The organism is Superficieibacter sp. BNK-5, from assembly GCF_047456055.1.
In the GTDB taxonomy this organism is placed as follows: Bacteria; Pseudomonadota; Gammaproteobacteria; order Enterobacterales; family Enterobacteriaceae; genus Superficieibacter.
This window is the reverse complement of sequence record NZ_CP179893.1, coordinates 280,392-306,043: the sequence shown is the minus strand read 5'-3', so window position 1 is coordinate 306,043 and position 25,652 is coordinate 280,392. Positions and strand designations below refer to the sequence as shown.

Genomic DNA, 25,652 nt, shown 5'->3' with positions numbered 1-25,652 from the left:
TCGAAACATCGTTTCATAATCTGTGACGCTTAACGCATTTTGCAAGAATTTCCTTATAACAGCTTTCACGTCTGGCATTTCTGTGATGTGTGGCCAACTTGTCTTTATTTCTTTGCCAAATTTTTAGCCTCCGCTGTTTTTTTATCAAGGTTATTTAACTGATTGTAATTTATGATTTTACTTCTTTGCTCTCCGGGCCGTGTTGACCATTTTTGCGATCATAGCGACATTTCCGAACTTTAGTTGCAAAAAATTGAAACGTTGTTTTATTTATAATTGAAAAGACGTTTCAGGAGGGCTAAGATGGAGACATCAACAGAGCGAAACAGGCTTTCGCTTCGCGAGCCAGTATGGCTCACCGATTCTCTTCTGGAGGTAACGTGGACATCAGACAAAGCATCCACAGCGATCATGCTAAGACCCTGGATACTCAGGGGCTGCGCAAAGAATTTTTAGTCGAAAACGTGTTTGTGGCCGATGAGTACACCATGGTGTACAGCCACATTGACCGTATTATCGTTGGCGGCATTATGCCGGTGGCGAAGACGGTTTCTGTAGGTGGCGAAGTGGGTAAACAGCTTGGCGTCAGCTATTTTCTGGAACGCCGCGAACTGGGCGTGATTAACATTGGCGGCCCTGGCACGATTACCGTTGATGGCACCTGTCATGAAATCGGTCATCGCGACGCGCTGTACGTCGGTAAAGGGGCGAAAGAAGTGGTGTTCGCCAGCGTTGATGCGGCAAAACCGGCCAAGTTTTACTACAACTGCGCACCGGCTCATACGACCTATCCAACCAAAAAAGTGACGCCAGCGGATGTCGCGCCCGTCACGCTGGGAGATAACCTCACCAGTAACCGTCGTACCATCAACAAATACTTTATTCCGGATGTGCTGGAAACCTGTCAGCTCAGCATGGGCCTGACCGAACTGGCACCCGGCAACCTGTGGAATACCATGCCGTGCCATACCCATGAGCGCCGTATGGAAGTTTATTTCTACTTCAATATGGATGAAGACACCTGCGTGTTCCACATGATGGGGCAGCCGCAGCAAACGCGGCACATCGTAATGCAAAATGAGCAGGCGGTGATTTCTCCAAGCTGGTCGATTCACTCCGGCGTTGGCACCAAAGCCTATACCTTCATCTGGGGCATGGTCGGTGAAAACCAGGTCTTTGATGATATGGACCACGTAGCAGTAAAAGATTTGCGCTAGTCGCGCTGGCATCGTCATAGTTTGCCTGTTGTGACAGGCTCTGAAAGATAAGGAACGAAAAATGATTCTGGAAGCATTTTCTCTGCAAGGTAAAGTCGCGGTGGTATCCGGATGCGATACCGGTCTGGGTCAGGGGATGGCACTGGGTCTGGCCGAAGCGGGCTGCGATATTGTCGGTATCAATATCGTTGAACCGACAGAAACCATTGAGCGGGTAACCGCGTTAGGCCGCCGCTTCCTCAGCCTGACCGCCGATCTGCGCCAGATTGACGGTATTCCGGCACTCCTGGAACGCGCTGTGGCCGAGTTTGGTCATATTGATATTCTGGTGAATAACGCGGGTCTGATCCGTCGTGAAGACGCGATCAACTTTAGCGAAAAAGACTGGGATGACGTCATGAACCTGAACATCAAAAGCGTGTTCTTTATGTCACAGGCGGCGGCGAAGCATTTCATCGCGCAGGGCAAGGGCGGCAAAATCATTAACATTGCCTCCATGCTGTCGTTCCAGGGGGGCATTCGCGTCCCATCCTACACCGCATCAAAAAGCGGCGTAATGGGCATTACCCGCCTGATGGCGAACGAGTGGGCGCAGCATAACGTCAACGTCAATGCGATTGCGCCGGGCTATATGGCGACCAACAATACGCAGCAATTGCGTGCCGATGAGCAGCGTAGCGCGGAGATCCTCGACCGTATCCCGGCGGGCCGCTGGGGCCTGCCAAGCGATCTGATGGGGCCGATTGTTTTCCTCGCCTCCAGCGCGTCTGATTACATTAACGGTTATACCATTGCCGTAGACGGCGGCTGGCTGGCACGTTAATTATCGTAGTGCCGCCGGCGTCATGCCGGATGGCGGCTTCGCCTTATCGGCCTACAAATGTCGCAGTATTATGTGTGACAGCGAAATGGTAGGCCCGTGCAAGCGCAGCGCCGCCGGGCAAAAGCCGCGTTAACCCTCGCAGCCAATACGTTTAAACCTCGCCCCACCGGCGGGGTTTTTTGTTTCTTATATAATCAAAGTCCATATGCCAGTTAGCGTAATATCCATGCCTTTTCCAGCGGTCATTTCTGTGTTGATATTTAAATCCATATAAATCATAAAATTAAAAATAATTTATTAAATACAATTGTTTTTTAAAATTGTAATATCCATCACATAACATGACCTCATAGCCATTTAATCCATATATACGCTTTTTCTTGCCTGACAGCTCAATTGATTCATCTCGTAAATTGATTTCATCTTCTCTCGGTTCAGGCAGGAAAAAATGACTTCAATCAGCCACGATTCAACGGCGGTGCCGCGCGCATTACGCGATACGCGTCGAATGAATATGTTTGTTTCGGTGTCGGCTGCGGTCGCCGGGCTGCTGTTCGGTCTGGATATCGGCGTCATTGCCGGTGCGCTACCGTTTATTACCGATCACTTCGTCCTCACCAGCCGACTTCAGGAATGGGTGGTGAGCAGTATGATGCTCGGCGCAGCGCTGGGCGCGCTGTTTAACGGCTGGCTCTCCTTCCGGTTGGGGCGTAAATACAGCCTGATGGCGGGAGCGATTCTGTTTATCGCCGGGTCGCTCGGCTCAGCGTTTGCGCCGGGCGTGGAGGTGCTGATCGCGGCACGCATTGTGCTCGGGGTGGCGGTGGGGATCGCCTCCTATACCGCGCCGCTGTACCTGTCAGAAATGGCCAGTGAAAACGTGCGCGGTAAAATGATCAGCATGTATCAATTGATGGTCACCCTGGGTATCGTGCTGGCCTTTTTGTCCGATACGGCCTTCAGCTACAGCGGTAACTGGCGCGCGATGCTGGGTGTGCTGGCGCTCCCGGCGATTCTGTTGATGATACTGGTGATCTTCCTGCCTAACAGCCCCCGCTGGCTGGCAGAAAAAGGTCGGCATATTGAAGCGGAAGAGGTGCTGCGGATGCTGCGCGACACCTCGGAAAAAGCGCGCGAAGAACTCAATGAAATCCGTGAAAGCCTGAAACTGAAGCAGGGCGGCTGGAAGCTGTTTAAGGTTAACCGCAACGTGCGTCGTGCGGTGTTTCTGGGCATGCTGCTTCAGGCGATGCAGCAGTTCACCGGCATGAATATCATCATGTACTACGCGCCGCGTATTTTTAAAATGGCCGGGTTTACCACCACCGAGCAGCAAATGATCGCCACGCTGGTTGTCGGGCTGACCTTTATGTTCGCCACCTTTATCGCTATTTTTATGGTGGATAAATCCGGGCGTAAACCAGCGCTGAAAATTGGCTTTAGCGTGATGGCGCTGGGAACGCTGGTGCTGGGCTACTGCCTGATGCAGTTCGATCAGGGCACCGCCTCACCGGGCCTGTCGTGGCTCTCCGTAGGGATGACCATGATGTGTATCGCGGGCTATGCAATGAGCGCCGCGCCGGTAGTATGGATCCTGTGCTCTGAAATCCAGCCGCTCAAATGTCGCGACTTCGGCATTACCTGTTCAACGACGACCAACTGGGTGTCGAACATGATCATCGGGGCCACCTTCCTGACGCTGCTCGACAGTATCGGCGCGGCCGGAACCTTCTGGCTCTACACGGCGCTGAATATTGCTTTCGTCGGCATCACGTTCTGGCTGATCCCGGAGACCAAAAACGTCACTCTCGAGCATATCGAACGCAACCTGATGGCGGGTAAAAAACTGCGCAATATCGGCAACTGATCCTGTTCATTGCGGGAGCGCGCGCCAAAAGGCTGGTAAGTCGATGGCAACTTTGCTTCACTGTCGTTTTGGTGCGCGTGAAAGGATAAGTGAGATGAAAACCATTGGCCTGCTGGGCGGCATGAGCTGGGAGTCAACGATCCCCTATTATCGTTTAATCAACGAAGGTATTAAGCAGCGTCTTGGCGGACTGCACTCTGCCAGCCTGTTACTGCACAGCGTGGATTTCCATGAGATCGAAGCGTGTCAGGCCAGCGGCGAGTGGGAAAGGGCCGGGGATATCCTGGCGCAGGCGGCGGTGGGGTTACAACGCGCCGGAGCTGAGGGGATCGTACTGTGTACCAATACTATGCACAAAGTGGCGGAGCAGATTGAAAATCGCTGTTCGCTGCCGTTTTTGCATATCGCTGACGCCACCGGGCGGGCGATTGCGAAGCAGGATCTGCGGCGGGTGGCGCTACTCGGCACCCGCTATACCATGGAGCAGGATTTTTATCGCGGACGGCTGGCGCAGCAGTTTGCGATTGAAACCCCGATCCCGGAAGCGGAAGATCGCCTGCGTATCAACCAGATTATCTTTGATGAGTTATGCCTCGGCACCTTCACTGAGGCCTCGCGCGATTACTACCTTCAGGTGATTCAGCGTCTGGCGGAGCAGGGGGCTGAAGGGGTGATTTTCGGCTGCACCGAGATTGGTCTGCTGGTCCCCGCCGAACTCAGCCCCATTCCGGTGTTTGATACGGCGGCTATCCACGCGGCGGATGCGGTTGATTTTATGCTCTCGTAAGCATCGCCTCCAGCGGTGCGGTAATCCGTGGCAGACTGGCTTGCAGATGGTCGGTAAAGGCGTCCACCAGCGCCGAGGCCGGACGATGCAAAGGGCGGATCAGGCTGACGGTGAATGGTACGTCGATGCTAAAAGCCCGCACCGCCACGCCGGTTCCGGCATAGTCCAGTGCGGTCAGCGGGTTGACGACCGAGATCCCCGCGCCCGCTCGCACCAGCGCGCAAATTGATGCGGCGCTGTGCGTCTCCACCACCATTCGCCGTTTCACCTGATGGTCGCTGAACAGCGCATCCAGTAGCTGACGATAGCTGTCGGTGCGCGACAGGCTGATGTAATTTTCACCGTGAAAATCGGCTGGCGTCAGTACGTCGCGGGTCGTTAAGGGGTGATCCTGCGGCAATACGCAGACTTCGTTAAGCGTCAGCAGCGGCGTGCGTTCGCTGCCGGCTGGCGTGTGCAGCGTTTCGGTCAGCCCGAGATCGTGGCGCTGCGCCGAGAGCCACTCCTCCAGCAGCGGCGACTCCTGCGGCACAATATTCAGGCTTACATCCGGATAACGCGCCAGAAAAGGCGGGATCAGCACCGGCAGGAATGACTGCGAAAACACCGGCAGGCAGACAACGGACAGCTCGCCCTGACGAAACTCGCGTAAACTTTCCGCGGCGCTGACAATGCGATCCAGCCCGTACCACGAGCGCTGCACCTCTTCAAACAGCCGTAATCCCTGTACTGTCGGATGCAGTCTGCCGCGGGTGCGCGTAAATAGCGTTAGCCCCAGCACCTTCTCGAAGCGCGCCAGTTCGCGACTGACCGTCGGCTGCGAGGTATGCAGCATCAGCGCGGCCTCGGTAAGATTCCCGGTGGTCATCACCGCGTGAAAGATCTCGATATGGCGTAAATTGACGGCGGGCATGTTGGCTCCTGAGAAATAAACCCATATCATTTTTGCATAAACTGACGACAAAACGATATTTTTTATTCGCTTCTTGCTGTGGCGTAATGGAAAAAAATCCCGAATGGAGTCAACCATGCCGCGCGCTCTGCATACCACCGACAGCGATTTGAACGCTGAAAACCTGTTACGCTTACCCGCTGAATTTGGCTGCCCGGTCTGGGTCTACGACGCGCAAATCATCCGCCGTCAGATTGCCCTGCTGAGCCGTTTTGACGTCATTCGTTTTGCGCAAAAAGCCTGCTCAAATATTCATATCCTGCGCCTGATGCGCGAGCAGGGGGTCAAGGTGGATTCGGTGTCGCTGGGCGAAATCGAACGCGCGCTGGCGGCAGGTTACGATCCGCAGACCCATCCGGACGATATCGTATTTACCGCCGATCTTATCGACAGCGATACCCTGGCGCGGGTGCATGAGTTGCAGATCCCGGTTAATGCCGGGTCGATTGATATGCTCGAGCAGCTCGGGCAGGTCTCGCCGGGCCATCGCGTCTGGCTGCGGGTGAATCCGGGCTTCGGTCACGGACACAGCCAGAAAACCAATACCGGCGGCGAAAACAGCAAACACGGGATCTGGCACGGCGATCTTCCGGCGGCGCTGGCAACGATCCGCCAGTACGGCCTGCATCTTATCGGCATTCACATGCATATTGGCTCGGGCGTGGATTACGGCCACCTTGAACAGGTCTGTGGCGCGATGGTGCAGCAGGTGATTGATTGCGGTCAGGATCTGGAGGCGATCTCAGCAGGGGGCGGGCTGTCGATCCCGTATCGCGAAGGCGATGAGTCGATCGATACCGATCACTATTTTGGCCTGTGGAACGCTGCGCGGGAGCAGATTGCCCGTCACCTGGGCCATGCGATTAAACTGGAAATTGAACCGGGACGTTTTCTGGTGGCTGAATCCGGGGTGCTGGTGTCCCAGGTGCGGAGCGTTAAAGCAATGGGCAGCCGTCATTTTGTGTTAATTGACGCCGGATTTAACGACCTGATGCGTCCGGCCATGTACGGCAGCTATCATCATATTACTGCGCTGGCAGCAGATGGGCGGGATCTGCGCGAGACCCCGCTGCTGGAGACGGTGGTTGCCGGGCCGCTGTGTGAGTCCGGCGATGTGTTTACCCAGCAGGAGGGCGGCAAAGTTGAAACCCGCGCGCTGCCAGCGGTCGCGCCGGGCGATTATTTGGTCCTGCATGATACCGGGGCTTATGGCGCGTCGATGTCGTCGAACTACAACAGCCGCCCGCTACTGCCGGAAGTGCTGTTTGACGGCGGAAAAGCGCGTTTGATCCGCCGCCGTCAGACCATTGATGAGCTGCTGGCGCTGGAACTGCTCTGATTAAAATACGGCCCCGTCGTGACGGAATCACGTAACACCAGTTTACCAGTGAATGGCGGGATCGGCTCCAGCGGCTGCCCGCCCACCAGCTTGATCGCCTGATCGATCGCCGTGACAATCATAGTGTCGATGGGCAGATAAACCGTCGACAGCCCGGGTTCCAGCCAGCGGGCGCTGGGAGCATCGTCAAAGCCGAACAGCGAAATATCCTGCGGAATGTGTAACTCTGCCTGGTGTAGCGCTTTTGACGCGCCCAGCGCCATATCATCGTTGCAGGCAAACAGCGCGCTGAACGTTACGTTTTCTGCCAGCAATTCCTGACACAGCTCATAGCCACGCGTCATACTGGCATCGCCGTATTTGATCTTACGCTCATCCTGAGCAATACCGTGTTTTTCCAGCGCCTGGCGATAGCCCATCAGGCGCGCCTTGCCGGTCGGGGTGTGGATCGGGACAGTGATACAGGCGATGTCCCTGTGGCCCTGAGAAATCAGATACTCTACCGCCTGAAACGCGGCGTCCTGCTGCTCAAAGAATACGCAGCGTTCGCGCGCGGAACTGACGTCGCGATTGATGACGATCAGCGGCATCGGCAGCGAGGTAATCAGCGAAGTCATCGTCTTTTCGCTCATAAAACGGGTATAAAGCACGATGGCATCGCAATGGCGATCGGCCAGCATCTGCACCGCCTGTTCTTCGCACTCCGGCGTGTCATGGCCGTCGGTCACAATCAATTGTTTACCATACGATTCCGTCTGGCGCGCCGCCTGTTGCAGCAGGCGGCCAAAATAGAAACCATCAAAGGTTGATACCACCAGGCCAATGCTATTACTGGTGCGATTAGCCAGCGAGCGGGCGAGAAAGTTGGGGCGATAGCCCAGCTCTTCCATGGCCTTAAAAACCTGCTGACGGGTGCTCTCTTTCACCTGACCTGTGCCGTTCAGTACGCGGGAAACCGTCGCTTTCGACACCCCGGCGCGTAGTGAGACATCCAGCATTGTTGCCATTATTTGTTCCTGATGCCACATGATAGCCGCAGTTTAACATAGACATTGTGGGGAAAAAGAACGCGTGCTCCAGGATTGTACTTTGATCAACATTCGTCCTGGTGACAACGCATTTCCCCGGCGTTGTCATGGAAAAGTGCTTATTTTCTGACCAGATGGCAGGCCACGCGGTGCCCGTTGGCCACTTCCCGCAGGGCCGGAATTTCACTATGACAGCGAGCCACGGCATACGGACAGCGGGAGGAAAAACGGCAGCCGGACGGCGGTTTTGACGGATCGGGGATTTCTCCGCGCACTGCGGCCACCGGTTCACGACCCGGTTCCAGTGTTGGCACGGCGGCCAGCAGCGCCTGAGTGTAAGGATGTAGCGGCTGGCTGAACAGCGCATCGCGGCTGGCGGTCTCGACTAACTGGCCCAGGTACATTACCGCCACGTCATCGCACAGATGCTCCACCACGCCCAGATCGTGCGAAATAAACAAAAACGTCACGCCGCGATCGTCGCGCAAATCAGAAAACAGATTGATGATCTGCGCCTGAATCGACACATCCAGCGCCGAAATCGGCTCGTCGGCAATAATAAAATCCGGATTGAGGATTAACGCGCGGGCAATGCCGATGCGCTGCCGTTGACCACCGGAAAACTCGTGCGGAAAGCGGTTATAGTGCTGTGCCGACAGCCCACAGATTTTCATTACCTCAATCACTTTCTCCCGCAGTTCGCGACGGGTGCAAAGCTGGTGTTCAAGCATCGCTTCGCCAATGGCATCGCCGATACGAATACGCGGGTTCAGCGAACTGTACGGATCCTGAAACACCAGTTGGATCTTCGGGCGCAACGCCCGTAGCTCGCGAGGGGAGAGATCGTGCAGATCCTGACCGCGATATTTTACGCTGCCTGCCGTTTTATCATACAGCCCGAGCAGCGTGCGTCCGACGGTCGTTTTGCCGCTGCCGGATTCGCCCACCAGGCCAAAAATCGTGCCCTGGCGGATGTTAAAACTGACGCCATCAACGGCTCGTAGCTGCCCGGTTTCCTGACCGAACAGGCCGTCCCGCAGCGGGAAATGCTTTTTCAGCCCGTCGACTTCAATAAGGTACTCGCTCATGACTGTGCCTCCGGTAAACCGCTGTAAAAGCACGCGGCCTGACGTGTCTGGCCGACCAGCGGCGGAATGCCCTGGCGACAGCGGTCGGTGGCGCGCGCGCAGCGATCGGTAAAGGCGCAGTAAGGCGGCAGGGCTGCCAGATCCGGCACCTGACCGGGAATGGAGTACAGACGCCGACGGCGCTGGCCTGGCACCGGACGCGAGGCGATCAATCCCTGCGTGTAAGGGTGGAGCGGCTCGCGCAGTACATCAGCCGTTGCGCCCTGTTCGACAATACGTCCGGCATACATCACTACCACCTGTTCCGCCATCTGGGCGATGACGCCCAGATCGTGAGTGATCAGCATGAGCGCCATATGATGCTCGCGCGCCCGATCGCGCAGCAGGCGTAAGATCTGCGCCTGCACCGTCACGTCCAGTGCGGTGGTCGGTTCGTCGGCGATCAGCAATTTCGGCTGGCAGCTTAGCGCCATCGCGATCATCACCCGCTGGAGCATGCCGCCGGAAAGCTGGTGCGGATAACTGTTCATCAAACTTTCTGCGCGTGCCAGTCCTACCCCGGCGATCAGCTGGATCGCGTGCTGCCAGGCCGCTTTCGGCGTCTCGCCGCGATGGCGGATCAGCGGCTCGCAAAGCTGATCGCCAATGGTCAGTACCGGGTTGAGCGCGCTCATCGGCTCCTGGAAGATCATTGCCAGTTCGTTGCCGCGAATATCGGCCATCTTTGCAGGTTTGAGGCGTAAAAGATCCTGCCCCTGAAAACGAATTTCTCCCCCGTCGAGACGCGCCGCCTGCGGTGGCAGGAGACCCATCAGCGACATGGCGGTCACGCTTTTACCGCAGCCGGATTCACCGACCACGCCCACGGTTTGCCCGGCCTGAATCGAAAATGATACATCCTGTACTGCCCGCACGCGGCCCTGTTCAGCGGCAAACGACACACAGAGACGATCAAAGGTAATTAACGGCTCGCTCATTTCAGGCTCCGTTTCATTTTGGGATCGAGGGCATCGCGCAGGCCGTCGCCCAGCACGTTAATGGCGATCACCGTAATAAAAATCGCCATTCCCGGCGGCATCCACAGCCAAGGACGGCGCTGAAAGTCGATCAGGCTGTTGGCGGCGTCCATCATATTGCCCCACGACGGGGTGGGCGGAACGACGCCGAGACCGAGATAGCTCAGCGCGGACTCGCTGAGAATAGCGTTGGCCACCGCCATGGTCGCCATCACCACCAGAATCGGAATGGTGTTCGGCAGCAGATGACCAAACAGGCGGCGGCATGCCGACAGGCCAAGCACCTGGGTTGCCAGCATAAAATCGCGCTCGCGCAGGGAGAGAATTTGTCCGCGCACCAGCCGCGCCAGCTTCGGCCATTCCAGCAGGCTCAGCATCACAATCACCATGTAAATGCGCGAGTCCGGGGAGAAATCCAGTTCCGACAGCATGGCACCGGCGACAATCAGCAGCGGCAGGCTGGGAATGGTCATCACCAGATCCGCCAGCCGCATGATCAGCTTGTCGGTAATACCGCCCACATAGCCTGAGACGGCCCCGAGCAAATAACCGAGCGCCACCGACAGCAGCATGGTCAGCAGGCCGATAATTAACGAAATCCGGCCAGCCAGCAGCAGACGGGTATACACATCGCGACCGAGAAAATCGGTGCCGAGCCAGTGCTCCGCACCCGGCGGTTTGTTGATCATCAGGACATCGGTGGCATCATCTTTCCACGGTGACCAGATCGGACCCAGCACGCACCAGATTGCCATCACGATTAGGGTGAGCAGACATAGCATGGCAAGATGATTACGCCGCAGCACACGCCAGGCCTGACGCCACGGAGAAGGCGTCACCTGTGAGAGCGTCGGGATCTCCGCCTTACGCAAGCGACGATTGGTGGAGAACAGAGAATTGAGCATCACGACCTCACCCGAATGCGCGGGTCGGCCCACGCGTAGAGCACGTCGGCAAGCAGATTGCCGAGAATGGTTAATACCGCCAGGAAAAGCGTAAAGCCCATCAGCACCGGATAGTCGCGGGCGGCCAGCGAATCAATATGGATATGTCCGGCACCCGGCCAGTTAAACACTTTTTCGGTAATGATGGCCCCGGAAAATAATCCTGGCAGCTCAAAGCCGAGCAGAGTGATAATCGGCAGCAGCGCATTGCGCAGGGCGTGCTTAAAAATCACCGTCCGCTCGCGTAACCCTTTGGCACGGGCGGTGCGGATAAAATCCATTTTCACCACATCCAGCATACTGGCACGGAAATAGCGAGTCAGGCTGCCCGCCTGCAACATCACCAGCGCCAGCACTGGCAGGATCAAATGCGCGGCCACCTGCATCATCCACGCCCAGCCGCTGTCGTCGCTGCCGGTATTGGTCATCCCGCCCACCGGCAGCCAGTGCAGATCGACCGCGAACCACTTAATCAACAGCAGGCAGAGGAAAAAGGTCGGAAACGACATGGCGGCGAACACCGCCACGCTCACGACATGATCGAATAGCGAGTTGGGTTTTAGCGCTGAGACAATGCCAACCGCCAGACCGATGCCCCAGTAAAACACCAGCGCCACGCTTGCCAGCAGGAAGGAGTTCCAGATGTACTGATTCAGCAACTGGCTGACCGGGATTTGATACTGCAATGAAAATCCTAAATCGCCCTGTAATAGCTGGCCCAGCCAGTGCACATAGCGGCTCAGCAGCGGCTGATCAAGACCATAAATAGCCTTAAGTTCGGCGGCTCGGGCGGCGGTCAGGGTGATATTGCCGTCAATAAAATCGCCGGGGGTTTTGGCGAACAGCATAAAGATGATAAACGAGGCGAGCAGCAGCATCGGCAGAGTTTGCAGCAGCCGCCGCAGGATAAAATTTCTCATGGTTTTCTCACGGCCGCCGCCCGGCAGAAGGGCGGCGGCGACGGCATTACTTGACGATTTTCACATCCGGCAGGCTGCCGGTCAGGCCGTTGTAGATATCCGGCTTAAAGCCGGTAACCCGGGCGCTGCTAGCGGACAGAATTTTGCGGTTGCCGAGCAGAATGACCGGCGGATCGTCAGCCAGCACTTTGTAGAGCTGGTGGTAAATCGGCTTACGTTTTTCCACATCAAGCGTGGCGTTGCCTTCGTTAATCAGCTTATCGACATCAGGATTGTTATAGCCTGACTCTTTTGCCTCGCTGCTGTAGAAATCCCATACCCCATCGTGCGGATCGTTCAGGGTGCTGGTACTGAACGACGCCAGATCGTAATTACCAGACTTGCGCTGCGCCATCAGGGCATTGAAATCAACCACCTGCGGTTTTAACAGCACGCCAATCTGCTGCCAGTTTTCTTTGGCGATCGGGATCAGCGCGTCGTTAAGCACCTTTTTGCTCACCAGCAGCGTCAGTTCAAGGCGTTTGCCGTCTTTCACGCGGATACCGTCCGCACCCGGCTTCCAGCCCGCCTCATCCAGCAGCTTTTTCGCCTGTGCCGGATCGTATTTATACGGATTCACCCCGTCCGGGTTGTACGCCCATGAAATCGGCGCGATAGGTTCAATGGCGACGGTACCGTACCCCTGATACACCACGTCGATCAGCTTCTGGCGATCCAGGCCGTAAATCAGCGCCTGCCGTACTTTGGCGTCTTTCAGCGCCGGACGACGAACGTTAAATTCCACTTCACTGTAATCGCTGGAGCCGTACAGGTTAATATTGGCAAAGCCCAACAGCTTAAGCTGTTCAATGTCATCCGGGCGCGAGGTGAAGGCGTCGTAATCCGTCTCGCCGGTCTGGAACAGCTGGAAATTGGTGGACGGATTGGTCACGCGATAGATAAACCGCGGCGTCGGCGGCGTACCGCGCCAGAAATGGATATTGGCGTGGAAACGGATCTCCTGACCGGGAATGTACTTATCATAGACATAAGGACCGTTACCCAGCGGCTTGCCGTGCAGGGTGCGCAGATAATCGAGATTACCACGCTGATAATTCTTGCCGTAATACGCTTTCGACAATACCGGCCCGCCGATTTTTGCCAGCGTGGTTGCGCCAGGCTGCGTAGTGGTCACTTCAATGGTCAGCGGGTCGATCACTTTCAGGCCGCTAACGCTGTCGGCTTTCCCGGCCTTATATTCTGCGCCACCGGCAATGTTGGCGAGCGTAATATCGGTATCGCCGTCGTATTTCGGATCGGAGAGGACAGTCAGCGTAAAGGCGACATCCTCAGCGGTGAGCGGCGAACCGTCGCTGAAGGTCAGATTTGGGCGCAGCTTAATGGTATAGACTTTGCCGTCCGGACTAACGGTCCAGCTTTCAGCCAGCCCCGGCACCAGTTTGCCCTGGCTGTCCCAGTCAATCAGACGGGAGAAAATAACGTTAGTGACGTTCTCGTCCCAGCCGTTCACAAAGAAATAGGGGTTAAAAATCCCCTGCGGTTCAGAGATCCCGGCGACGACTGTATCTTTACGCAGCTTTGCCGCCGGCGGCACCTGGCTGGCATCGGCGGCTGGCGTGATCCCTTCTTTTAAAATGTCATCCGCACTGGCGAGAGAAGAAAAGGCAATCGAGCCGCTGAGCAGCGCGATGTGTAGCGCAAGAGCAAAGCGTGTGGGTCTTGTGGTGAGTGTTTTCAGTAACCTGGCCAAAAGTATGTTCCCTCGTCAGATAGGTGCGATAAACATTTACAAATAATGACGAACGATAAGAGCCGTCCCGCACCCTGTCTAACAACGAAAAGATATGGCCTATAGCGATTTATCCTTAGAAAAAAGATGGAAAAGCATAGCCAGAAAATGAATGACGCATCGGATGCGTAAATGTGGTATGCCAATATGAAATAACTGGCTTATCTGGAATACCGCTATTGATGTTGCGACCGCAATCACAGAACTTTTCGCGTTACCTGACTATTTTTGGTATGCCAAATGGGCGTGAGCTGTCCCCATTTCGATAACAGGCCCCTAAAATTCTGAGGTATTACCCGATGGCATTTCAGGAAAAAATGATCGACTCGCTGGGCAGTTTCGCGACCAAATTCAACAGTTACCGCTACATCATGGCGATCAAAGCCTCCTTCATCACGCTGATGCCGGTAATTATTGTCGGCGCATTTTCGGTGTTAATTTCCAACATGGTGCTGGATCCTAAAAACGGTCTGGCCAGCTTTCAGTCGCTGTCTTTCCTGGCAGCACTCAAACCCATCACCGGTGCCATTAACTACGCCACCCTGAACTTCCTCAATATCGGCGCAGTGTTTTTGATCGGCATTGAGCTGGGCCGAATTAACGGCATTAAAACGCTCTTTCCCGGCCTGCTGGCAGTGATCTGCTTTATCTGCGTGACGCCCACAACCGTGGAGATGATGGTCGACGGGCAGATGCACGAAGTCAAAGACGTGCTGCTGCGCCAGTTCTCCGACACCCGCAGCCTGTTCCTCGGCATGTTCATCGCCATTCTGTCGGTTGAAATCTACTGCTGGCTGGAAGGGCGGCCGGGGCTGAAGATCAAAATGCCGGACACCGTGCCGCCGAACGTCTCCGCCTCGTTTTCCGCGCTGATCCCGGCGATCATCACCACCACCGTTATTGCCACCTTCGGCTTTGTATTCCATCAGATCACCGGTATGTACCTGTACGATGCGGTGTATCAGGTGGTGCAGCAACCGCTGGAGCGGGTGGTGCAAAGCCTGCCGGGGATCCTCCTGCTGATGTTTGTCGCCCAGCTGTTCTGGGTGATCGGCATTCACGGCAACCAGATGATCAAACCGATCCGCGAGCCGCTGCTGCTGGGAGCGATCACCGTTAATATGAGCGCTTTTGAGCAGGGCAAAGAGGTGCCGAATATCATTACCATGCCATTCTGGGATGTCTATATGAGCATCGGCGGTTCCGGCCTGACCATTGGTTTGCTGATCGCGGTGATGATCGCCACCAAACGCAAAGAAATGCGCGAGATCGCCAAGCTCTCCATAGGCCCTGGCCTCTTTAATATCAACGAGCCGGTGATTTTCGGCATGCCGATCATGCTGAATCCGATTCTGGCGATCCCATTCATTATTACGCCGCTGGTCACCGGTTCTATCGGCTATTTTGCGACTGTGACGGGATTTGCCGGGAAAGCCGTGGTAATGGTGCCGTGGACCACACCGCCGTTGATCAACGCCTGGCTCTCCACTGCCGGATCGATGGGCGCAGTGGTGACTCAGCTTATCTGCATTATTACGGCGGTGATCATTTACCTGCCGTTCGTCAAAATCGCCTCCCGTCGCGCGGAACAGGCGCAGTTGCTGAGTGAACAGCAGGCTGCTGCTACTAAATGAGGATCTTATGAGTACAAAGACGTTAACCATTCCTGAGGATTTTATTTTGGGCGCGGCAGCTTCCGCCTGGCAGACCGAGGGCTGGAGTGGCAAAAAGGAAGGGCAGGATTCCTGGCCCGATCTCTGGTACAAGAACGACCGCCACGTCTGGCATAACGGCTACGGTCCGGCGGTGGCGACTGACTTTATCAACCGCTTCCGTGAAGATGTCGCGCTAATGAAGGACGCCGGGCTGACCCATTATCGCACCTCGATTAACTGGTCGCGCTTTCTCACCGATTACGAAAACGGCACGGTAGACGAAGAGTACGCCGCGTATTACGACCAGCTTTTTGATGAGATGCAGCGCCATGGCATCGAGCCGATGATCTGCCTGGAGCACTATGAACTTCCGGGCTATTTACTGGAAACTTACGGCGGCTGGGCATCGAAAAAAGTTGTCGAACTGTACGTGCTGTATGCCCAAAAAGTGTTTGAACGCTATCATCAAAACGTGACGCGCTGGTTCACCTTTAATGAACCGATCGTGGTGCAGACGCGGGTTTATCTCGACGCGCTGCGCTGGCCGTATGAACAAAATACCGGCACCTGGATGCAGTGGAACCATCATAAAACGCTGGCGACGGCGAAAGTGGTGAAGCTGTTTCGTGAGCAAGGATATCGCGGCACGGTAGGCTGCATCCTCAATCCGGAAGTGACGTATCCACGCTCGCGTGCGGCGCATGACGTGCGGGCCGCTGAGATTTACGACCTGTTTTATAACCGGGTGTTTCTCGACCCGCTGGTGCATGGCGAATATCCCGCCGAACTATTCAGGTTACTGGAGCAGCATAATGTCGCGTGGGAATATACGGCGGACGAGCTGGCGATCATCCGCGACAATACCGTCGATGAACTGGGCATCAACCTTTACTATCCGCACCGGGTAAAAGCGCCGTCCCGCGCCTGGCATCCGCAGACGCCATTCCACCCGGCGTATTATTACGAGCCTTTTGACCTGCCCGGTCGACGAATGAACGCCTCGCGCGGCTGGGAGATTTACCCGCGCATTATTTATGACATGGCGATGCGCATCAAAAACGAGTACCGCAATATACCGTGGTTCGTGGCCGAAAGCGGGATGGGCGTGGAGAATGAAGCGCAGTACCGTAATGCGGATGGAATGATTGAGGATGATTACCGCATCCGTTTCATCAGCGAGCATCTTTATTATACGCTGCTGGCGCGGGAGGACGGGGCAAACTGTCAGGGCTATATGCTGTGGGCCTTTACCGACAACGTCTCGCCGATGAACGCGTTTAAAAACCGCTACGGTCTGATTGAAATCGACCTTGATAACCACCGCGCCCGGCGGGCAAAAAAATCCGCTTCGTGGTTTCGTCAGTTGCGCACAAGTCACCAGCTTACGCTGACCATCGACGATGAGGATAAGTAGCCTCATCACTGAAGTGAAAACCCCCGAAACGGCGTGAAATTTGGTAAACTTGTCCACGTCCGGGCCTTCCCGGACGTTAACGTCAACGTATGCACAGGTGATAGTGTGGAGAAGGCCCTCGTCCCGCCGGAAAAGAAACCTTACCAGGAAATTGGTGAAGATTTACGTGCGCAGATCGTGCAGGGGCGCTACCCTCCCGGCTCGCGGTTACCGCCTGAGCGCAATATCGCCGAAACCTATGGTGTCAGCCGAACTATCGTGCGTGAAGCGCTGCTGATGCTGGAGCTTCAGGGCACGGTCGACATCCGCCAGGGGTCCGGAGTGTACGTTATGCGCGTACCCTGTGAAGAAGAAAACGAAGAGGAACGTCTGCTCAACAGCGACGCCGGGCCGTTTGAAATCCTTCAGGCCCGACAACTGCTGGAAAGCAACATCGCCGCCTTCGCCGCCCGGATGGCGACCCGCGCCGATATCGACAATTTGCGCCGGATCATTGAGCAGGAACAGCGAGCGATCGCCACCAACGACACCAGCCAGGACAACAGTAAGATGTTTCATCTGGTGCTGGCCGGGGCGTCGCAAAATCAAATGCTGCTGATGACGGTCGAAAACATCTGGCATCAGATGGACGGCAACCCGCTGTGGCAGCAGTTTAACGCCCATATTGCCAGCCGCACGTATCGCCTGAAATGGCTGGGCGACCGCCAGACTATTCTCGCCGCCCTGCGCCGCCGTGATGTAATGGGGGCATGGCAGGCCATGTGGCAGCACCTGGAAAACATTAAAAACAGCCTGCTGGAGTTGTCCGACGAGGATGCGCCGGATTTTGACGGCTACCTTTTTGAATCGGTGCCGATTTTTCAGGGGAAGCTGATGTGAGGGGCTGGCTGTCAGCCGTTGTGTCGCGATAATGCCGGGTGGCGCTTCGCTTACCCGGCCTTGTATTATCCTTTCTGAGCAGAGAGAGCCGGCCAGTTCTCACTGCCATGCAGTCCGCATGCCGGACCCGGCCTCAGGCTCAAAGCCTGTTTTGTAGATCTATGCAGCGGACTGCCCTTCTCCACAGGTGACAAACCGGACAGTATCATGGACCGGTTTTCCCGGTAATCCGCATTCACAAGGTTGGTCTCACTATGGAACAGGAACTGCATTTTATTGGTATCGATGTCTCTAAAGCGAAGCTGGATGTTGATGTGCTGCGGCCCGATGGCCGTCACCGCAGTAAAAAGTTTGCCAACACCCCGAAGGGCCACGATGAGCTGGTCCGCTGGCTGAACAGCCATCAGGCTGCGCCTGCACATATCTGTATGGAAGCCACCAGTACGTACATGGAAGACGCCGCCGCGCATCTCAGCGATGCGGGGTTCACGGTATCGATCATCAATCCCGCCCGCGGTAAAGCCTTCGCACAGAGCGAGGGACTGCGCAGCAAAACGGACGCCGTCGACGCCCGGATGCTGGCAGAGTTCTGCCGCCAGAAGCGGCCTGCTGCATGGCAGGCGCCTCATCCGGTTGAACGGGCGCTGCGGGCACTGGTGCTGCGCCATCAGTCGCTGACGGACATGCACACCCAGGAGCTTAACCGGCTGGAGACAGCGCGGGACGTTCAGATGCCGAGTATTGACGCGCATCTTCTGTGGCTTGATGCCGAACTGAAACGTCTTGAAAAACAGATAAAGGACCTGACGGATGATGACCCGGATATGAAGCACCGCAGGAAGCTGCTGGAAAGTATCCCGGGTATCGGGGAAAAGACGTCAGCGGTGCTGCTGGCGTACATCGGTCTGGAAAACCGGTTCGGCGGAGCGAGACAGTTCGCGGCCTTTGCGGGACTGACGCCCCGCCATCATGAATCAGGGAGCAGCGTGCGCGGCGCAGGCCGGATGAGTAAGGCGGGCCATGTGTCGCTTCGCAGGGCGCTGTACATGCCGGCGATGGTGGCAGTAAGCAAAACGACCTGGGGGCGGGCGTTCCGTGACCGTCTGGCAGCTAACGGCAAACGGGGAAAAGTCATCATCGGGGCGATGATGCGTAAACTGGCGCAGGTGGCATACGGTGTGCTGAAATCGGGCGAGTCGTTCGACGCGTCCAGGCATGTACCGGTAGCGGCTTAACCGGGTCGTGAAAGGAAAAAACAGCGCCTGACGGCGCTGTGGTTGTCATGCCTGTAATCCGGGAAACCGGAAGCTAAAAAAACTTGCGGGCTATAACAGTATCTACGATTCATTGACGCTACGGGTTGTGCTTTACCTGTGGGCCGGGTGACGCTTCGCTTACCTGGCCTACGATTCATTGACGCTGCGGGTTGTGCTTTACCTGTGGGCCGGGTGGCGCTTCGCTTACCTGGCCTATGATTCATTGACACTGCGGGTTGTGCTTTACCTGTAGGCCCGTGCAAGCGCAGCGCCGCCGGGCAAAGCCGCTATGGATTATCCCTCGTTCAACGTACTCACCGATTGCCGGCGTACCAGCGTCGGGTTAAATAAATGCGTAATTTCCGGTAATGGTCGATTTTCAGACAGCGCCAGCGCCAGCTCTGCGGCCTGAGTCGCCATCGTCACGATAGGGTAGCGCACGGTAGTCAGCCGGGGACGCACGTAGCGTGAGATCAGCACATCATCAAAACCAATCAACGATATTTCTCGCGGGACGTCGATGCCGTTGTCATTGAGCACGCCCATCGCACCGGCGGCCATCGAATCGTTATAACAGGCAATCGCGGTAAAATTTTTGCCACGGCCCAGCAGTTCAGTCATCGCCTGTTCGCCGCCGCTCTCGTCCGGTTCGCCGAAGGTGACCAGCCGATCGTTGGCAGGCAGGCCGCTCTCTTTCAGCGCATCGTAGTAGCCCTGCAGACGATCTTCTGCATCGGAAATCGCGTGATTAGAGCACAGGTAGCCAATACGCGTATGGCCCTGCTGGATCAGATGGCGAGTGGCAAGCCACGCACCATAACGATCGTCCAGCGCTACACAGCGATCTTTGTAGTCCGGCAGAATACGGTTGATCAACACCATGCCGGGGATCTGCTTCATCAGCCCTACCAGCTCGGCATCGGGGATCATTTTGGCATGCACCACCAGCGCCGCGCAGCGATGACGCATCAACTGTTCAATGGCCTGACGCTCTTTATGCTCGTCGTGATAGCCATTGCCGATCAGTAAAAAATTACCGGTATGGTAAGCCACCTGCTCGACGGCTTTAACCATGGCACCAAAAAAAGGATCGGACACGTCTCCAACGACCAGACCAATGGTTTCCGTTGCCTGCTGCGCCAGCGCGCGTGCGTTGGCATTCGGATGATAGGACAGGGATTCCATTGCCGCGAGTACGGCCTGACGAGAGGTATCGCTGGCTTTAGGCGAATTATTAATAACGCGTGAAACGGTGGCGACAGAAACGCCTGCGAGTCGGGCTACATCTTTTATGGTCGCCATACTTTGCCTTAGTGGGTAAACGTTTACATCACAATAAGTTTTACGGAAAAACGGCCGTACTTCAAGGAGATTAACTTAACACGCCCGGCCATAGCGGCCTGTGATCGCCGTCAGTAATGTTATCGTTACTGGTATTCATTTTGCTGATGAAATGAGAAAAAGCTAATTAATACCTTTGGTTACACTTTGCGCAAGGATGTTGCGATTGACCGCTGGTGAGTTCGGGGCGGGGATTGCTACTCTGATTATCCCAGAGGTATTGATTGGTGAGATTTTTTGGTACGACCTTCGTACTTGACTCTTACACCGGCCTGCGCAGATGCGCAGGTTTTTTTTCGCCTCCATTTTGTTGCCGCGCCTGTTATGCTATTCCTTTGGCTTGCACACCTTTATTGTCATGCAAAGGGAGTTGATATGCTTTTGGGTTTTTTCCGCCAGCTGTTTCAAATCATGTTCCGGGTAAAAGTCACCGGTGATGCCCGTGCGCTACACCAGCAAAAAATACTGATCACCCCTAATCACGTCTCCTTTATTGACGGTATTTTGCTGGCGCTGTTTCTGCCCATTCGTCCGACCTTCGCGGTCTATTCCTCTATTAGTCAGCAGTGGTATATGCGCTGGCTCAGGCCGCTGATTGATATTGTACCGCTCGACCCGACCAAACCGATGTCCATCAAGCACTTGGTGCGCCTGATTGAACAGGGACGACCGGTGGTGATCTTCCCGGAAGGGCGCATTTCCGTTTCCGGCTCGCTGATGAAGATTTACGATGGGGCGGCGTTTGTCGCGGCGAAAGCGGACGCAACGATTGTACCCGTGCGTATTGAAGGGGCCGAACTCACCTTCTTCAGCCGTCTGAAAGGGCTGGTGAAACAGCGCCTGTTCCCGCGCATCGCTATTCACATCCTGCCGCCGACCCACATCCCGATGCCAGACGCGCCGCGCGCCCGCGACCGCCGTAAAATGGCGGGCGAAATGCTGCATCAAATTATGATGGAAGCGCGTATGGCCGTGCGCCCGCGCGAAACGCTGTTCGAAGCGTTGCTTTCCGCGCAGTACCGCTTTGGCGCGGGTAAGCACTGCGTGGAGGATATTAACTTCCAGCCGGACAGCTACCGTAAGCTGCTGACCAAAACGCTGTTTGTGGGGCGTATCCTGGAAAAATACAGCGTCCAGGGCGAGAGAATCGGCTTGATGCTGCCTAACGCGGGTATCAGTGCCGCGGTGATCTTCGGCGCGATTTCTCGCGGCCGCGTACCGGCGATGATGAACTATACGGCTGGCGTCAAAGGGCTGACCAGCGCGATCACCGCTGCAGAAATCAAAACGGTGTTCACCTCGCGTCAGTTTCTCGATAAGGGCAAACTGTGGCACCTGCCGGAACAGCTTAAGCAGGTTCGCTGGGTTTTTCTCGAAGATTTAAAAAGCGACGTCACGACGGCTGACAAGCTGTGGATTTTTTCGCATTTGTTGATGCCGCGGCTGGCTCAGGTGGAGCAGCAACCGGAAGATGCGGCGGTGATCCTCTTCACTTCAGGTTCAGAAGGTAATCCAAAAGGCGTCGTTCACAGCCATAAAAGCATTCTGGCCAACGTCGAGCAGATCAAAACGATTGCCGACTTTACCGCCAACGACCGCTTTATGTCGGCGCTGCCGCTGTTTCACTCCTTCGGCCTGACCGTAGGGCTGTTCACGCCGTTGCTGACGGGCGCAGAAGTGTTCCTGTATCCGAGTCCGTTGCATTATCGCATCGTGCCGGAACTGGTTTACGACCGCAACTGTACCGTGCTGTTTGGCACCTCAACCTTTCTCGGCAACTATGCCCGCTTCGCCCATCCGTATGATTTCTTCCGCCTGCGCTATGTGGTAGCGGGCGCAGAGAAATTGCAGGAGAGCACGCGCCAGCTCTGGCAGGATAAATTTGGCCTGCGCGTGCTGGAAGGCTATGGCGTGACCGAATGTGCGCCGGTGGTTTCAATTAATGTGCCGATGGCAGCGAAACCCGGCACCGTCGGGCGCATTCTGCCAGGGATGGACGCGCGTCTGCTGGCGGTGCCGGGCATTGACGAGGGCGGAAGGCTGCAGCTTAAAGGACCAAATATCATGAGCGGCTACCTGCGGGTGGAAAACCCTGGCGTGCTGGAAGCGCCGACGGCGGAAAACCACAATGGTGACGTTGAAACTGGCTGGTATGACACCGGTGATATTGTCGCTTTTGACGAGCAGGGTTTTGTCCGTATTCAGGGCCGCGCTAAACGCTTTGCCAAAATAGCCGGAGAGATGGTGTCGCTAGAGATGGTCGAGCAACTGGCGCTGGCGGTATCGCCTGACAAAATGCATGCCACCGCCATTAAACAGGATGCCAACAAAGGTGAGGCGCTGGTGCTCTTTACCACCGACAGTGAACTGGCGCGCGACAAGCTGCAACAGCACGCCAGAGCGAATGGCGTTCCTGAACTGGCCGTTCCACGCGATATCCGCTTTATTAAACAGATGCCGTTACTGGGCAGCGGTAAGCCGGATTTCGTGACCTTAAAAAGTATGGTTGATGAGGCAGAGCACGCCGATGAGTGAGTCAGTACACACTAACACTTCGCTGTGGTCGAAAGGGATGAAGGCGGTAATCAGCGCTCAGTTCCTCTCGGCATTCGCAGATAACGCACTGCTTTTTGCCACCCTGGCGCTAATGAAGGAGCTGTTTTATCCGGACTGGAGCCAGCCTGTTCTGCAAATGGTGTTTGTAGGCGCTTACATACTTTTTGCTCCCTTTGTGGGACAAATTGCCGACAGTTTTGCCAAAGGACGGGTGATGATGTTTGCCAACGTCCTGAAACTGATTGGTGCGGGCAGCATCTGCTTTGGCATCAACCCTTTTATCGGCTATACGCTGGTTGGCGTGGGCGCGGCCGCTTACTCACCGGCGAAATATGGCATTCTCGGCGAACTGACTACCGGCGATAAGCTGGTGAAAGCGAATGGCCTGATGGAGTCGTCCACCATCGCCTCCATTCTGCTGGGGTCGGTCGCGGGCGGTGTGCTGGCGGACTGGCACGTGATGGCGGCACTTGGCGTCTGTGCCGTGGCCTATGCCGGGGCGATAGTCGCCAATGTGATGATCCCGAAACTCCCTGCTGCGCGACCGGGGCAATCCTGGCGCTTTACGCCCATGACCCGCAGCTTCTTTAGTGCCTGCCGGGTACTGTGGACTAACCCGGAAACGCGTTTTTCACTGGTCGGCACCAGCCTGTTCTGGGGAGCCGGCGTGACGCTGCGTTTCCTGCTGGTGCTGTGGGTGCCGGTCGCGCTGGGCATCGTGGATAACGCCACGCCAACCTATCTGAACGCGATGGTGGCGGTCGGTATTGTCGTTGGTGCGGGGGCGGCGGCGAAGCTGATCACGCTGGAAACCGTGGCGCGCTGCATGCCCGCCGGAATTTTGATTGGCGTGGGCGTGGTCTTCTTTGCTCTCCAGCATACGCAGTTGCCTGCTTACGGATTGTTGCTGCTAATCGGCGTCATGGGCGGCTTTTTTGTGGTGCCGCTGAATGCGCTGTTGCAGGAGCGCGGCAAGAAAACCGTCGGCGCGGGGAACGCTATTGCGGTGCAGAATCTCGGTGAAAACAGCGCCATGCTGCTGATGCTGGGGCTGTATTCGCTGGCGGTCAAAGTGGGTGTGCCTATTGTCGGCGTGGGCGTGGGGTTCGGTGCCATCTTTGCGCTGGCGATTACCGCACTGTGGATTTGGGGACGTCGCCGCAAAGGGTGAACGCAATGCCGGATGGCGCTGCGCTTATCCGGCCTGGGGGCATTACCTCTTCAGACACGGTGGGCGGTGTCGGGGGATGGTAATGCCGCGTAATCAGGCAGTTGTAGGCCCGGTAAGCGCAGCGCCACCGGGCATGTCACGCTTACGGTGCCGGATAGGTATACACCCGATGCACCGCCTCAATCTCCGCCAGCACTTCTTCGCTTAACTCAAGATGCAGACTTTCCACATTGGCCTTGAGCTGTTCCATCGTCGTGGCTCCCAGCAGCGTGCTGGCGACAAACGGCTGACGGCGAACAAAGGCCAGCGCCATTTGCGACGGATCAAGACCGTGGCGTTTAGCGATCTCCACATAAGCGGCAACCGCTTTCTGTGCCTGCTCGCCGCTATAGCGGGTAAAGCGGCTAAACAACGTATTCCGCGCACCCGCAGGCTTCGCGCCGTTGAGGTATTTGCCGCTCAGCGTACCGAACGCCAGGCAGGAATAGGCCAGCAGTTCCACGCCTTCAAACTGGCTCACTTCGGCCAGACCCACCTCATAACTGCGGTTAAGCAGGCTATACGGATTCTGAATAGTCACAATGCGCGGCAGATCGTGCTTATCCGCCAGATGCAAATAACGCATTACGCCAAACGCGGTTTCATTCGACACGCCGATGTAGCGAATCTTCCCGGCACGCTGATACTCGGTCAGCGCCTCCAGCGTTTCCAGTAGAGAAACCACCGGGGCGGAATCCGTCCAGCTATAGCCGAGTTTGCCAAAACAGTTAGTGGCGCGCTGCGGCCAGTGAACCTGATACAAATCGAGATAATCGGTTTGCAGCCGCTTCAGACTCTGATCCAGCGCTTCACGGATATTTTTACGATCCAGGGCCTGATTCGGGCGAATACCGCTGTCGCCGGTGCGACTCGGACCGCTCACCTTTGAGGCGATAACCAGTTTTTCTCGGCTGCCATGCTTCGCCAGCCAGTTGCCAACGTAGGTTTCCGTCAGTCCCTGCGTTTCCGGGCGCGGTGGAACAGGATACATCTCAGCGACGTCAATCAGGTTGATACCCTGACTCACGGCATAATCAAGCTGTGCATGGGCGTCGGCTTCGCTGTTTTGTTCACCAAACGTCATGGTGCCCAGCCCCAGGGTGCTAATCTCAAGCGAGCTGTGGGGGATACGGTGATAGTGCATAGCCGAATTCCTTTTTTATGTCACGTCAGGAGCTTCCCGACAAAGGAATATAAAAATGGCAGAGGCAAAGAGAAAGGGAAAGTAAAAAATCATAAAGGTCAGCGGATGGCTGACCTTCAGCGGTTAACGTTCAATAATCTGTGAAATTTCATCGCGGTTAATTTGTACCGAATTACCCTGCTGATCGTGGTAGCTCACCAGCCCGGTATCATTATCAACTTCCGGCTTGCCGTCGGTGAGGATCATCCGACCATCTTTGGTTGCCATGACATAGTCGCTGCTACAGCCTGACACTACACAGGCCAACCCTACAGCTGAAATCAATACTCCCCATTTTTTCACCGTTGTTCCCCTCATCTGACCGATACTGTTATCAGTCTAGTAATAACGCAAAAGGTCGGCAGAAAAAAAGCAGTAAAATCTTAAA

At 55.9% G+C, this 25,652-nt stretch carries 21 protein-coding genes; 11 read left to right on the top strand and 10 right to left on the bottom strand.

Features of this window, described 5'->3' with window-relative positions:
• Nucleotides 1-380: 380 nt before the first annotated feature.
• The 4 genes from kduI (at nt 381) to ACMGGS_RS01425 (ending at nt 4,694) form a co-directional block, all read left to right on the top strand.
• A complete protein-coding gene (kduI, locus tag ACMGGS_RS01440; protein ID WP_414164745.1) occupies nt 381-1,217 on the top strand; it encodes a 5-dehydro-4-deoxy-D-glucuronate isomerase in 837 nt (278 codons plus the stop codon).
• Nucleotides 1,218-1,278: 61 nt separating this feature from the next.
• Nucleotides 1,279-2,040, top strand: a complete 762-nt coding sequence (gene kduD, locus ACMGGS_RS01435) for a 2-dehydro-3-deoxy-D-gluconate 5-dehydrogenase KduD (protein ID WP_414164744.1) — start codon at nt 1,279-1,281, stop codon at nt 2,038-2,040.
• 448 nt (nt 2,041-2,488) lie between these two features.
• On the top strand, nt 2,489-3,907 hold the full coding sequence (locus ACMGGS_RS01430; protein ID WP_414164743.1) for a sugar porter family MFS transporter: 1,419 nt from the start codon (nt 2,489-2,491) through the stop codon (nt 3,905-3,907).
• 94 nt (nt 3,908-4,001) lie between these two features.
• Entirely contained in the window at nt 4,002-4,694 is a 693-nt protein-coding gene (locus tag ACMGGS_RS01425) for an aspartate/glutamate racemase (RefSeq protein WP_414164742.1), read from the top strand.
• Here ACMGGS_RS01425 and ACMGGS_RS01420 read toward each other — a convergent pair.
• Nucleotides 4,681-5,607: a LysR family transcriptional regulator gene (locus tag ACMGGS_RS01420; RefSeq protein WP_414164741.1), complete on the bottom strand. Its 927-nt coding sequence runs from the start codon at nt 5,605-5,607 to the stop codon at nt 4,681-4,683. The two genes, ACMGGS_RS01425 and ACMGGS_RS01420, sit on opposite strands and share 14 nt — an antisense overlap.
• A gap of 115 nt (nt 5,608-5,722) precedes the next feature.
• Here ACMGGS_RS01420 and lysA point away from each other — a divergent pair, with 115 nt between their 5' ends.
• Nucleotides 5,723-6,985 (top strand): diaminopimelate decarboxylase, encoded by a 1,263-nt coding sequence (gene lysA / locus ACMGGS_RS01415; RefSeq protein WP_414164740.1) that lies wholly within the window; start codon nt 5,723-5,725, stop codon nt 6,983-6,985.
• Here lysA and ACMGGS_RS01410 read toward each other — a convergent pair.
• The 6 genes from ACMGGS_RS01410 to ACMGGS_RS01385 form a co-directional block, all read right to left on the bottom strand.
• Nucleotides 6,946-7,992, bottom strand: coding sequence for a LacI family DNA-binding transcriptional regulator (locus tag ACMGGS_RS01410; RefSeq protein WP_414164739.1), 1,047 nt, complete (start codon nt 7,990-7,992; stop codon nt 6,946-6,948). The two genes, lysA and ACMGGS_RS01410, sit on opposite strands and share 40 nt — an antisense overlap.
• Nucleotides 7,993-8,132: 140 nt before the next feature.
• Entirely contained in the window at nt 8,133-9,101 is a 969-nt protein-coding gene (locus ACMGGS_RS01405) for an ABC transporter ATP-binding protein (RefSeq protein WP_414164738.1), read from the bottom strand.
• On the bottom strand, nt 9,098-10,078 hold the full coding sequence (locus ACMGGS_RS01400) for an ABC transporter ATP-binding protein (protein WP_414164737.1): 981 nt from the start codon (nt 10,076-10,078) through the stop codon (nt 9,098-9,100). Before ACMGGS_RS01400 ends, ACMGGS_RS01405 begins: the two co-directional genes overlap by 4 nt.
• Nucleotides 10,075-11,022, bottom strand: a complete 948-nt coding sequence (gene opp4C / locus ACMGGS_RS01395; protein WP_414166178.1) for an oligopeptide ABC transporter permease — start codon at nt 11,020-11,022, stop codon at nt 10,075-10,077. The genes ACMGGS_RS01400 and opp4C overlap by 4 nt, the downstream gene beginning before the upstream one ends.
• Nucleotides 11,022-11,981, bottom strand: a complete 960-nt coding sequence (locus tag ACMGGS_RS01390) for an ABC transporter permease (protein WP_414164736.1) — start codon at nt 11,979-11,981, stop codon at nt 11,022-11,024. The genes opp4C and ACMGGS_RS01390 overlap by 1 nt, the downstream gene beginning before the upstream one ends.
• 46 nt (nt 11,982-12,027) lie before the next feature.
• Complete coding sequence (locus ACMGGS_RS01385) at nt 12,028-13,731, bottom strand: ABC transporter substrate-binding protein (protein ID WP_414164735.1); 1,704 nt, start codon at nt 13,729-13,731, stop codon at nt 12,028-12,030.
• A 338-nt stretch (nt 13,732-14,069) separates the two neighbouring features.
• Here ACMGGS_RS01385 and ACMGGS_RS01380 point away from each other — a divergent pair, with 338 nt between their 5' ends.
• The 4 genes from ACMGGS_RS01380 to ACMGGS_RS01365 all read left to right on the top strand — a co-directional run bounded on the left by ACMGGS_RS01380 (nt 14,070) and on the right by ACMGGS_RS01365 (nt 18,953).
• Nucleotides 14,070-15,404, top strand: coding sequence for a PTS sugar transporter subunit IIC (locus ACMGGS_RS01380; protein ID WP_414164734.1), 1,335 nt, complete (start codon nt 14,070-14,072; stop codon nt 15,402-15,404).
• A gap of 7 nt (nt 15,405-15,411) precedes the next feature.
• On the top strand, nt 15,412-16,839 hold the full coding sequence (locus ACMGGS_RS01375) for a glycoside hydrolase family 1 protein (protein ID WP_414164733.1): 1,428 nt from the start codon (nt 15,412-15,414) through the stop codon (nt 16,837-16,839).
• A 105-nt stretch (nt 16,840-16,944) separates the two neighbouring features.
• On the top strand, nt 16,945-17,718 hold the full coding sequence (locus ACMGGS_RS01370; RefSeq protein ID WP_414164732.1) for a GntR family transcriptional regulator: 774 nt from the start codon (nt 16,945-16,947) through the stop codon (nt 17,716-17,718).
• 254 nt (nt 17,719-17,972) lie between these two features.
• A complete protein-coding gene (locus tag ACMGGS_RS01365; RefSeq protein WP_414162998.1) occupies nt 17,973-18,953 on the top strand; it encodes an IS110 family transposase in 981 nt (326 codons plus the stop codon).
• Nucleotides 18,954-19,268: 315 nt separating this feature from the next.
• Here ACMGGS_RS01365 and galR read toward each other — a convergent pair whose 3' ends face one another.
• Nucleotides 19,269-20,276, bottom strand: a complete 1,008-nt coding sequence (gene galR, locus ACMGGS_RS01360) for an HTH-type transcriptional regulator GalR (protein ID WP_414164731.1) — start codon at nt 20,274-20,276, stop codon at nt 19,269-19,271.
• Nucleotides 20,277-20,690: 414 nt separating this feature from the next.
• Between galR and aas the strand changes: the two genes are divergently transcribed.
• Together aas and lplT are read left to right on the top strand one after the other, a co-directional pair.
• Nucleotides 20,691-22,850 carry a bifunctional acyl-ACP--phospholipid O-acyltransferase/long-chain-fatty-acid--ACP ligase gene (gene aas / locus ACMGGS_RS01355; protein ID WP_414164730.1) on the top strand — a complete coding sequence of 720 codons (2,160 nt, stop codon included), beginning with the start codon at nt 20,691-20,693 and terminating at the stop codon, nt 22,848-22,850.
• Nucleotides 22,843-24,042 carry a lysophospholipid transporter LplT gene (gene lplT, locus ACMGGS_RS01350; RefSeq protein WP_176920936.1) on the top strand — a complete coding sequence of 400 codons (1,200 nt, stop codon included), beginning with the start codon at nt 22,843-22,845 and terminating at the stop codon, nt 24,040-24,042. Before aas ends, lplT begins: the two co-directional genes overlap by 8 nt.
• A 142-nt stretch (nt 24,043-24,184) precedes the next feature.
• Here lplT and ACMGGS_RS01345 read toward each other — a convergent pair whose 3' ends face one another.
• Together ACMGGS_RS01345 and ACMGGS_RS01340 are read right to left on the bottom strand one after the other, a co-directional pair.
• Entirely contained in the window at nt 24,185-25,225 is a 1,041-nt protein-coding gene (locus tag ACMGGS_RS01345) for an NADP(H)-dependent aldo-keto reductase (RefSeq protein WP_414164729.1), read from the bottom strand.
• A 123-nt stretch (nt 25,226-25,348) separates the two neighbouring features.
• The gene (locus ACMGGS_RS01340; protein WP_049838639.1) at nt 25,349-25,567 is read right to left on the bottom strand and encodes a YgdI/YgdR family lipoprotein; all 219 of its coding nucleotides are present in this window, start codon (nt 25,565-25,567) and stop codon (nt 25,349-25,351) included.
• Nucleotides 25,568-25,652: the final 85 nt, after the last annotated feature.